Annotated in this window: 10 protein-coding genes; 7 read left to right on the forward strand and 3 right to left on the reverse strand. The window is 47.2% G+C overall.

Translation table 11 applies throughout. The annotated features are described in order from the left end of the window. From eutB to KVT36_RS27930, 4 genes are all read left to right on the forward strand, one after another. Positions 1-263, forward strand: a 263-nt coding sequence (eutB, locus tag KVT36_RS27915; RefSeq protein ID WP_217606731.1) for an ethanolamine ammonia-lyase subunit EutB, incomplete at its 5' end; no start/stop codon positions are given. A 109-nt stretch (positions 264-372) separates the two neighbouring features. Further along, positions 373-1,098 (forward strand): ethanolamine ammonia-lyase subunit EutC, encoded by a 726-nt coding sequence (gene eutC, locus KVT36_RS27920; RefSeq protein WP_217606732.1) that lies wholly within the window; start codon positions 373-375, stop codon positions 1,096-1,098. A gap of 18 nt (positions 1,099-1,116) precedes the next feature. Continuing rightward, positions 1,117-2,148 carry an exo-alpha-sialidase gene (locus KVT36_RS27925; protein ID WP_368670055.1) on the forward strand — a complete coding sequence of 344 codons (1,032 nt, stop codon included), beginning with the start codon at positions 1,117-1,119 and terminating at the stop codon, positions 2,146-2,148. 98 nt (positions 2,149-2,246) lie between these two features. Then, the gene (locus KVT36_RS27930) at positions 2,247-2,612 is read left to right on the forward strand and encodes a PleD family two-component system response regulator (RefSeq protein ID WP_217606733.1); all 366 of its coding nucleotides are present in this window, start codon (positions 2,247-2,249) and stop codon (positions 2,610-2,612) included. A 22-nt stretch (positions 2,613-2,634) separates the two neighbouring features. Here the strand turns inward: KVT36_RS27930 and KVT36_RS27935 are convergent, their stop codons facing one another. The 3 genes from KVT36_RS27935 to KVT36_RS27945 form a co-directional block, all read right to left on the reverse strand. Continuing rightward, positions 2,635-3,636: a hypothetical protein gene (locus tag KVT36_RS27935; RefSeq protein WP_217606734.1), complete on the reverse strand. Its 1,002-nt coding sequence runs from the start codon at positions 3,634-3,636 to the stop codon at positions 2,635-2,637. Positions 3,637-3,839: 203 nt separating this feature from the next. Further along, a complete protein-coding gene (locus tag KVT36_RS27940; RefSeq protein ID WP_217606735.1) occupies positions 3,840-4,808 on the reverse strand; it encodes a sugar phosphate isomerase/epimerase in 969 nt (322 codons plus the stop codon). A gap of 147 nt (positions 4,809-4,955) precedes the next feature. Next, positions 4,956-6,422 (reverse strand): M20 family metallopeptidase, encoded by a 1,467-nt coding sequence (locus KVT36_RS27945; protein WP_217606736.1) that lies wholly within the window; start codon positions 6,420-6,422, stop codon positions 4,956-4,958. Between the two features lie 693 nt (positions 6,423-7,115). Between KVT36_RS27945 and KVT36_RS27950 the strand changes: the two genes are divergently transcribed. The 3 genes from KVT36_RS27950 to KVT36_RS27960 all read left to right on the forward strand — a co-directional run bounded on the left by KVT36_RS27950 (position 7,116) and on the right by KVT36_RS27960 (position 10,719). Then, positions 7,116-8,129: a zinc-binding alcohol dehydrogenase family protein gene (locus KVT36_RS27950; protein ID WP_217606737.1), complete on the forward strand. Its 1,014-nt coding sequence runs from the start codon at positions 7,116-7,118 to the stop codon at positions 8,127-8,129. Positions 8,130-8,332: 203 nt separating this feature from the next. After that, positions 8,333-8,746 carry a copper resistance protein NlpE N-terminal domain-containing protein gene (locus tag KVT36_RS27955; protein ID WP_217606738.1) on the forward strand — a complete coding sequence of 138 codons (414 nt, stop codon included), beginning with the start codon at positions 8,333-8,335 and terminating at the stop codon, positions 8,744-8,746. Between the two features lie 119 nt (positions 8,747-8,865). Beyond that, positions 8,866-10,719 (forward strand): 7TM diverse intracellular signaling domain-containing protein, encoded by a 1,854-nt coding sequence (locus KVT36_RS27960; RefSeq protein ID WP_254640232.1) that lies wholly within the window; start codon positions 8,866-8,868, stop codon positions 10,717-10,719. Positions 10,720-11,009: the final 290 nt, after the last annotated feature.

An 11,009-nucleotide genomic window follows, 5' to 3' on the forward strand; every position in this document is an offset into this window, starting at 1 on the left:
AAGCGGACCAGGTCGATATGGATAACCTGCTAACACTGCTGTGCGTGGCAGGTTGTAACTACATAATGGTCATACCCGGTGCAGATGATATTATGCTCAATTACCAGTCCACATCTTTTCATGATGCGCTGTATGTGCGTAAGGTGCTGGGTTTGCGACCGGCTCCTGAATTTGAGCAATGGCTATTGCAGCAGGGCATTATGGATGCACGGGGGAATCAGCTGCCCGTACATACGCACAGACTATTAGAGAATTTGAAGTAATTATGCGCGTCATTGCGAGAAGCAGGGTGGAAAAAGCGGGAGGCGCGACGAAGCAAAATCCCCCTGCTCCTCGCAATGACGGGCTTTTGGGTCAATTAATTCATCGTTTATGCCCGATCCCTGGATACAGCTAAAATCCTTCACCCCCGCGCGCATAGCGCTGGGCAGAACCGGTACTGCCATTCCGTTAAAGGAAGTATTGCAATTCCGCATGGCGCATGCCCATGCGCGGGATGCCGTATATTCCTTAGCAGATGTAAAAACCTTGCAGGATCAGCTAAGCACATTCCAGCTACCTGTACACATACTGCACAGCAGTGCAACCGACCGGCATGAGTACCTGCAGCGCCCGGATAAAGGGCGTAAGCTGAATGAAAGCTCCGCGCAATTATTAACGGCAGCCAACAGTGATGTAGCCATTATTATTGCAGATGGTTTATCTGCCACTGCGGTGAACAAACATGCAGTGCCTTTACTGCAGCAGCTGATTCCTTTGATACAGGGCGCTGGTATGAGCATTGGCGCCATTTGCCTGGTACAGCAGGGCAGGGTAGCAGTGGGCGATGAAGTAGCCGCTTTATTACAGGCAAAGGCCGCCATTATGCTCATCGGGGAAAGGCCGGGTTTAAGCTCACCGGACAGCCTGGGCATGTACCTTACCTACCGCCCCAAAGTGGGGTTAACAGATGAGGCGCGAAACTGTATTTCCAATATCCGGGAAGCAGGCTTATCTTATGAAGCAGCCGCGGCCAAAACCTTTTATTTGCTGCGTGAAGCGGTACGCCTGCAGCTATCTGGTGTGCAGCTGAAAGACAATGAACATTTACTTTCCTGAAAACGTATATTTACATACGTGAGATACTCCCTTTACATTTTCCTGTTGTTGTGTTGCACACAAACCCATGCGCAAAAGCTGCGCGTTACTTTAGTTAAGAATGAGCTGATCATGCAAAACCCGCCCTTTGCAGCCTGCCATGCATCCACCATTACGGCATTATCAAATAACCGCTTAATGGCAGCCTGGTTTGGCGGTTCGCGGGAAAGCGCCCCGGATGTATGTATTTACACCTCCACTTATGAGGATGGGCAGTGGAGCGCACCCCGGCGTGTAGCCGACGGCGTGATCAATGATACCCTGCGTTATCCCTGCTGGAACCCGGTACTGTTCCGCACAAGGGCTGGCCGCTTACTGCTGTTCTATAAAATAGGTAAATCGCCCCGCGAGTGGTGGGGTGTAATGCGTACTTCCAGCGATGACGGCAAACATTGGTCGGCCGCGCAAAAGCTCCGGGATAGCCTGCTGGGGCCTATTAAGAACAAGCCGGTGCAGCTGGCCAATGGCGATATTTTATATCCTTCCAGCACAGAAAGTAAAGATGAAAAACAGTGGCATATTCACCTGGAAAAGTCAGATGCAGAGGCGCAGCACTGGCAATACCTGCCCGTTAACAACGATACCTTTGGCGTAATACAGCCCAGCATTTTATTTCATAAGGGCGATAGTTTGCAGCTGTTGTGCAGGAGCCGGCAGAACTATGTGGTGCAATGCTGGTCCGGCGACCAGGGAGTTACCTGGGGCCCCTTATCCAAAACAGACCTGCCCAACCCTAATTCCGGCACGGATGCCGTAACCCTGCGCAATGGGCTGCAGGTGCTGGTGTACAATCCGCTTAGCGCAGGCAAAGAGTGGTTTGAAGGCCGCAGCAAATTAAACGTAGCCCTCTCTTCAGACGGGCGGCACTGGAAAGACATCTATGCATTGGAAGATCAGCAAAAAGGAGAGTTTAGTTATCCCGCCATTATTCAAACACCGGATGGGCTGTTACACATAACCTATACGGCTGATAGAAAAAATATCAGGCATGTAGTGTTACGTGTGAAATAGGTTCCTCAATATACCACCATGTATACACACCTTTAGGGGCGCGTTATAGCGGTTTTATGTGGTATGTCATTTGCAGCTATTCCCTTAGTTAATAGGGCATGAAGAAAACAATAATGATAACAGATGATGATCCGGGCATTCAGGATATTTACAAGTTAATACTTGAAAAGGCCGGTTATGCTACCGATTTGGTCCCTGATGGGGAACAGATCATGAAGAACCGGTTTGTATGTCCTGTTATCTTTTTGCTGGATAAACAGCTGGTTGGTTATGACGGGTTGGATCTTTGCCGCCATCTTAAAAGCCAGGAAAGCACCCGGCATATTCCTGTAATAATGATCTCCGCTACCCCTGGTTTAAGCAGGGCCGCCCGGCAGGCCGGTGCAGATGCCTTTATGGAAAAACCATTTCACCGCGATGAGCTGCTGGCTATAGTAGAGAAATATGCCGGTGCCCCTGTTTAGTTACTGCTGCACAAAGCAATACCTATTTTTCCATTATACTTTTAATCTCTTCAATAAAACGCTCAATTTTCCTGCTTTGCCGGATGGTTGATACCACCATTACATTAGGCTGTTTTATATTAGGCGGTGTAAAATACATCTGCACTTCAGTACCTGCGTATACCATGTTGTAAGACTTACGTACGGTACGGAATCCTGAGAAATCACTGAAAGCATATTTTTTATTGCCAATACCTATAGGGCTTATTCTTTCAATGGTACGGGCAGTGGGATTTAATATGATACGTGTAAAAGCCGCCAGCAGGAATATCAGGCCTAAGCCAAAGCAGCAAAGGAGGAATATTATTCTGCCGGTAGTGCCGTTGGTTTGGATCCAGGCGCTGCCGGTGCACTCATGAATGCCTAACGCTAAAAGCACAATACCTATGATGATAGTGCCGGCCTTTTTATTTTTAAGTGTATAAACACCTGCACTTTCGTTAAAATACTGGTAAGCTGTAATGTTGCTGTTAGTATGTTCCGTTAGGGGTGCATACTGCGCTATGTATTCATGGATCAGGGGTATTACTTCCTGGCTGAATGCAACCGCGTTAGGGTCTGTTTCTTTTCCGTAGCCGGATGAAATAGTAATGCCTTTTCCGTATTTATTATTTTTGGGAAATATCCTGAAGTTAAAACCGCCGTACTGTTGTGTTACCGTATTTACGCCATGTAAGCGGTCAAAAGGAATGGTTCTGATGGGGATCAGTCCCAGCAGTTTTTGCTGCATGTTACCGGTAGCCCTGTCAAAAATGATCTGTGTTCTTGAATAGGCAAGGAACAGGATCACAATAGCCGCCAGCAAAAGCGCAACAGACCCCATAGTATTGGCGCTGCTGCGTTCTATAGTTATGAACAGGAAAAGCAATCCGCCAAAAAGAACGCCTAACACTATACTGAAAATAAGAAATACGCGGTAGGGATATATGGTTATACAGGCGTCGTCAATAGTCCATCTTGTTTTAGTAAGGCCTTTTTGTGGCATGGGAAAGCAATAGTTTTTTATTGGTTAGAAATAAGTTAACAGTATAAAAGATCCCGGTGTATAACAAACATCAAAAGCGTACCCTCGTTCCGGTAATATATTGTCCTCTGTAATTGTGGGAGCTAATATACTTCCGTTTTTTTATAATAAAAAGCCGCCCCGGTATTTACCGGGACGGCTATACTATTTTGAGGCAGTAATGTTTAGAACAGGTTCTTTTTCACATAGTCTGCGCTTTGCTTAATACTCACGAAAGGATCAATAGTGATCTGGTCCTGCTCAACAAAAAAGTATTGTACACCGGCGGTTTTAGCTTTTGCAAAAATAGCTTTGAAATCAATGGTGCCGGTACCTACTTCTGCAAACTTAATATCATTGGTAATTTTGCTAAGGTCTATGGTGCCGGTATCTGCCACGGGCTGCGGGGCATCCTTGCTCATGTCTTTCACATGCCACATAGGAAAACGGCCGGGCGCTTTTTCAAAAAGCTGAACCGGGTCCTGCCCGGCTTTTTTAGCCCAGAACAGGTCCAGTTCAAAATGTACCAGCGCGGGATCTGTTTCATTCAGGAGTATATCATATGCAGTAGACTTTCCATCAGCCAGTTTACGGAACTCCCAGAAGTGGTTATGGTACGCTACTTTTATGTTTGATTTTTTTAACAGCTCGCCGGCCTTATTCAGTTGTGCGGCTACAAATTTATAATCATCTGCCGGCACAGGGTATTTAGCTATGAGGTCCATGGGTGGAACGGGTATGGTGAAATACTCCTGCCCCAGGGCTGCGGCCAGGTCGGCCTGCGCTTTCAGCGCTTCATCTTTCCCATTGCCCAGGGTTAAATAATCACTAAGCTGGTAATGCCCGCTGGGCGTAGTAAGGTTATGCTCTTTCAGCAGGGCTTTCAGCTGATCGGTTGTTAATCCCCAGAACGTAGAACCGGGACCGTTATACCCGAAATAGGTTTCTACTTGTTCATATCCCGCCTGGGCTACCTTTGCTATGGTATCTTTTACATCTTTGGTCAGCTGATCGCGCAGCGTATAAAGCTGTATGCCTAATTTGCGGCCACTAGCCTCTGTGGCGGGTTTACAGCTGAATATGGAAGAGGGGAGGGCTAAGCCGGCGGTCATTAATGCCACCTGCTGAATAAAAGACCTTCTGCTGTTGTTCATAACGATGGTTTTAAGCTTAGGAAGAATAAAGAAAGAATGTGCACAATCTAATATTTTAATTGCAAATAAAACAGCCGGAGCCGATTAAAGTGTCTCTACTACAATCATTAGCGCAGCACTTTATATTTCGCACTACCCAATTCGTAATTACTCACTCGCATCTCTATAATTCAGCGCCGGCTTCCTATCCCCCAGCAGGGCTTTATACTGGAAATCTGCGCCTCTTACTTTCTGGTATTCCTGTGTGGCTTTTTGTATCAGTACCGGATCAGAGAGCAGGTCTATGCCCGTCAAGGCCATGGTTTTAGCCGCCACCATCATACCTTTGGCGCCAATGTCGGTTCCGCCGCTGGCTACCGCCTGCCAGCTATGCGCCGGTGTGCCGGGCACCCAGGTAGCTGCGCTTAACCCTACGGTAGGCACATTCCAGCTTACATCTGCCACGTCTGTAGATCCGCTGATATCGCCTTTGCCCCCGGATTGCAGGGTATCTATGGTAGCAGCCTCACTTATTGCCGGCACTTTATAGGTAAAGCTGGTTTGTATCTTTTTCCCAAACGTTATTTCTTCGGGTGTGTAATTTACGCCGCCCACCTGTTGCAGGTTGTTATACATGGCTGTTATCAGCGTCTGGTTAGGCAGCAGGTCATATACGCCGCCGGTAATTTCGTATTCCACTTTGGTATCAGTGCCCAAAGCTGCGCCCCTGGCGGCATTCACCACTCTGTCAAAAACACTGCGCACAATATCCCGGTCCACGTTGCGCACATAATAATATACTTCTGCAAAATCAGGCACCACGTTAGGGGCCTTGCCGCCGTTGGTAATTACGTAATGGATGCGGGTAGAGGAGGGGATGTGTTCTCGCATCATATTCACCATGTTATCCATAGCTTCTACACCATCCAGTGCAGAACGGCCCTTTTCCGGCGCGCCTGCTGCATGGGCGGAGAGGCCATGAAAGCGGAATTTGGCGCTGATGTTAGCCATGGTGCTGCCCGTCATTACTCCGTTATTGTCGCCCGGATGCCAGTGAATTACGGCATCCACGTCCTTAAACAAACCGGCACGCACCATATATACTTTGCCGGAGCCGCCTTCTTCGGCCGGGCAGCCATATACTTTAACCGTGCCTTTTAGCTTACCACCGGCTATCAGTTTTTTCAGTTCTATGCCGGCAGCTATGGAGGCCACGCCAAATAAATGATGCCCGCAGCCATGCCCGGCGATCATGCCGCTTTTAGGCTGTTTTTCCGGTACTGCTTCCTGCGACAGGCCGGGCAGCGCATCATACTCCGCCAGGATACCGATTACCGGTTTACCGCTGCCATAGGTGGCTACAAAAGCGGTGGGAATGCCTGCTACGCCGGTATCTACACTAAAGCCATTGTCTTTCAGTGTTTGCTGCAGCAAGGCAGTGCTTTTATATTCTTTGTAACCTACTTCTGCATAATTCCATATTTGCAGCTCGGTTTTTTTATAGAAGTCGTATTGTGACTGTATGTCCGTGACAGCCGTTTGTTTTAAAGCAGCCGTACCCTTTTGCTGTGCCCATACTGCAAGGGAAAGTAACAGGCTGGCACCGCTCAGCAATAGCAGGAAATTTTTTTTCATAGTTGCAACATTTTATTGAATAATAGTGGTTATGTAATACAGGTATAACATACCTGTATCCTTAAACCATTTTCCTGGAAGGGAATGCTGTAAACAGTGTAGAAAGATTTTGGTTTGTGTTCTTCGTATAGCTGGGCACGTAACCCGATACCTAAATAACAAACAATTTCTCTCATTTTCACCTCCCCGGCATACATATTTATAAAGCTAAAATGTAGGGTCAGATAACTTTTAAATGACATGAACAAGCGGTGTGGATATCTTTAATGTGGATAAATGTTACACGTGGAACATTTTAAAAAATCGTAACTAATTGTATTTCAGTATACAACTAATATGTGAATAACTCTGCTGTGGAAAACATCTTTTGGTGTGAATAAGTGCGAGCGCTTTTTTCATGTTTGATGGGCATTCCGGGGTAGATGACCCGGCAAAAGGGCTATTGGTAGTGGATTTTCTGCAGAAAAGGGATCATTACAGGTAAATTGTCCTGCTAAAATTTACAGCAGCGCTTCCCGGGGATAGTTATGGAATTATACAACTAACCGGGGCTATTATTCAATATGGCGGTTATTTCTTACTTGTGACTTTACGGGAGGTTTGGTTTGGTATACCGGTGCATATAAAGAATATATCTTTGCGTTGTATATTCGCGCTGACCTGTTACTTGTCATTTATACATTTAAAACGTTCATGAAAACACTGATTTGCACTACGCCCGGGCAATTTGCCTACGGAGAAAAGGAAAAACCGGTTCTAACAAAAGGCCAGGCTATTATCAAAATAAACCGCATTGGCATTTGCGGTACGGATCTGCATGCATTTGAAGGCACCCAGCCTTATTTTGAATATCCCCGCATTTTAGGGCATGAGCTATCCGGTGAGTTAGTGGAAGCCGATGGTGCACCCGGGTTTGAAAAGGGCGAAGCCGTAACCTTTATACCTTATTTTAATTGCGGTACCTGTATTGCCTGCCGCTCCGGCAAGCCCAATTGCTGCACCAGCCTGAAAGTATGCGGTGTGCATGTGGATGGGGGCATGGTGGAGTATTTATCTGTACCCAGCCATACCCTGGTACATGGGCAGGGGCTTTCTTTTGATGAGCTGGCCCTGGTAGAGCCGCTGGCCATTGGCGCGCATGGCGTACGCCGGGCCGCCGTGCAACCGGGCGAGTTTGTGCTGGTAGTAGGCGCAGGGCCTATTGGCCTGGGCATTATGGAATTTTCCCGTATTGCCGGCGCACAGGTAATTGCCATGGATATTAATGAACACCGCCTGGCATTCTGTAAAGATAAATTGCAGATAGCCCATACGGTAAATGCTACTTCTGCCGATGTAATGGAGCAGCTGAAACAGATCACTAACGGCGACATGCCTACGGTGGTAATAGATGCAACCGGCAGCTTAAAAGCCATTCAAAACGCATTTCAATATATGGCCCATGGCGCCCGTTATGTGCTGGTAGGGCTGCAGAAAGGGGAGATCAGCTTTTCCCATCCTGAATTTCACAAACGGGAATCAACCCTTATGAGCAGCCGCAACGCCACCCGTGAAGATTTTGAGCATGTAATAAGCTCCATGAAAAAAGGATTGGTAAAACCAGCTACTTACATTACCCACCGCGTTGGCTTTGATGCCGTAAAGGATAACTTTGAAAGCTGGCTGGATCCCAGGAATGGCGTGATCAAGGCGATGGCATCGTTTTAATTAGCAAAGCAAAGTATTCTCAGTCTGCCCGCAAAGCGGGAATGCCAACGTACTATCAAAAGCAAATTGATCTTGTTTTTAGGGAAAGATAACTACACTTGTAAGGACTCTTTTGTTACATGCCTGCCGTTAGTGAAAAAGAATTTAAAATAATTGATAATTATCTTCGCTTCCATCCATTCGTAATTGACAATTCGTAATTCATGAAAAACGTTCTCCTCTACGTCTCCTGCCTCTTCCTCTGGGCCTGCAACGGCAAACAATGCGGTAAAGCAACCGTTGCAGATAAAGCCACCGATTCACTCCACACCGCTGAAAAATGGCAGGGCGTGATCCATGCCGTTACCTGCCAGGATATTGATGTGCAGCTTACCTTTACCCGCGCACGCGGCGCAGATACCGGCACTTACCAAATGAGCCAGCACTGCCGGGAAAACGATAATACCTTTACAGATAGCGGCACCTGGCAGGTGAAAAAAGGGAAGGACATGATCTATCTGCTGCAAAGCAAAAGCGACGGCACATCCCACAGCTACCGCATTAACGGTAACCGCCTGATGGAGCTGGATGCAGACCGCAAAGAAGTAGATAGCTATTACCTGGAGAAAGTGGAGTAACAGCGCCTTAATTAAATATCCCCTACCTTTATCCCCGTAATTCGTGAACCAGAATGGGGGGCCAATATTTACAGATCGCTTTTAGGCGCAATTCCACAATACTGTTCTTATGCCTGTTAATGATGGTAGTAATACCAGCCCGCGCACAGCAGCCGGTAACCATCAGCAATGAGCTGGAGCAGCATATTTTTACTTTTGGAGAGATCGAATACCTGCAGGATCCATCCGGCGCCCTTACCATTCAGCAGGTTAGCAGCCCGGCCTTTAACGGTTTTACACCCAATAAACAAAGCACTCCGCAAAACCATCAGTTAGGAAAAGTATACTGGTACCGCATCAAAATAAAAAATGATCCCGCAGTAAAAAAGCATTTTATCCTGGAATACTTTGACCAGACCATTGATGAGCTAACGGCCTACATGCCGGGTACAGACGGGCATTTCCGGCAGCTGCAAATGGGCGATCAATACCCTTTTCAGCAGCGCATGTTCCTGCACAAGAATTTTGAGCTGGACCTGGATAACAGTACAGCAGGGGAGCAGGTGTATTACTTCCGCATCCGCTCTGCACAAATAGCAGATGTGATCATTGTGCTGCGCTCCGTTAACAAATTTGTGGGATACGCCCTCAACGAATACTTCAGCTTCGGGATCTTTTATGGTATGATCCTGATCTTCAGTTTTTACAACCTGATCATGTTCCTGGCCGTACGGCAGCGCCAGTATTTATACTATGTATTGTATAACCTCAGCGTAGCGCTGTACGAGATGTGTACGGATGGTATTGCCTACCAATACCTGTGGCCGCATTCCCCGGCCTGGAACCAGTATGCCTTTGCCGTACCGCTCTGCTGTATGAGCATTTTTGCCCTGCTGTTCACCCGCAAGCTGCTGTATGTAAGGTCAAGGGCGCCCTTGCTGAATAAGATCATCATGGGCATTATTGCCGCGCGCGTGTTATTCTTCCTGGCAGCCCTGGTGCTGAACCGTAGCTGGTTCAATTACAAGTTTATAGAAATGCTGCCCCTGGCCGTTGCTTTTGGTACCGGCATTTATATATGGAGGCGGGGATACCGGCCGGCCCGTTTTTTTGTGCTGGCCTATAGCTTTCTGTTCGTGGGATTTATGCTCAAGTTCTTTATTATGCTGGGGTATGAGTGGCTGAACTTTGGGGTGATCAGCTATTACAGCCTGAGCTTTTGCTTTATCCTGGAAATGTTCTTCCTGTCCTTTGCCATTGGCGATAAGGTGCGCCTGCTGAAAAAGAAAAAAGACAAGGCGCAGCGGCAGATCATTAGCCAGATGACAGAGAACGCCCGCCTGAAGGACACGCTGAACCGGGAGCTGGAATCGCAGGTAAAGGAGCGTACCCGGGAGCTGTTTGAGAAATCAGAGCTGATCGCGCAGCAGAATGAGGAGCTGCAGCAGGCCAATCAGCTGCTGCAGGAGCAGTCCCTGGAAATATCCCGTATGAACGACCTGCTGGAACAGGATAACCGGCAGCTGCAAACCAATGTGGAAAAGGTATCCCGGGCCAGGGTGCTTTCTGCCCCGGTGGATTTTGAGGAGTTCAGCAAGATCTATCCCGATAAGGAAAGCTGCTTTAAGTTCCTGGCAGAGCTGAAATGGAACCAGGGTTATGCCTGCCGGAAATGCGGGCACGATCATTATTTCAACGGGCATTTAATATACAGCCGCCGCTGCGCCAAATGCGGGTACGAGGAATCCGTAACCGCCAATACCATTTTACAGAATACCCGTATAGATATCAATAAGGCCTTTTACATGATCTTCCTGGTGTACTCCACCAAGGGCAAAATATCTTCCCATAAGCTCTCCGAGATCCTCAGCATCCGCCAAAGTACCTGCTGGTCTTACAGCACCCGTATTAAAAAAGTTATGGAGGAAAGGAAGAAAACCCTGCAAAATTCCGACGAAAAAGGATGGAGTAAGCTGGTAATGGAATACGATTAACCCCTTTTCAGACAGGTAATCATCCGTATCAGTTTCTTGCAATTTACCCCCCGGCAACGGGTGGAATGCCCTTGATTATCAGGGTCGTTCACCCGTTTCAATTTACGGTAGCCAAGCGTATCAAAATAATTATAACAACTTTATTATCAACAAGTTATAAAAAATATTTTTGGTTTTCAACTTAATTTTCAGATAACTTTACAGCAATAGTTCTACCGTAAGTTTTTCCATGTTGTGAGATCAGAACCGCGAACGTTTATGAGATCCAACCAAAACAGATACAAAACCAA

This window comes from Chitinophaga sp. GbtcB8 (genome assembly GCF_019091455.1).
GTDB lineage: Bacteria > Bacteroidota > Bacteroidia > Chitinophagales > Chitinophagaceae > Chitinophaga.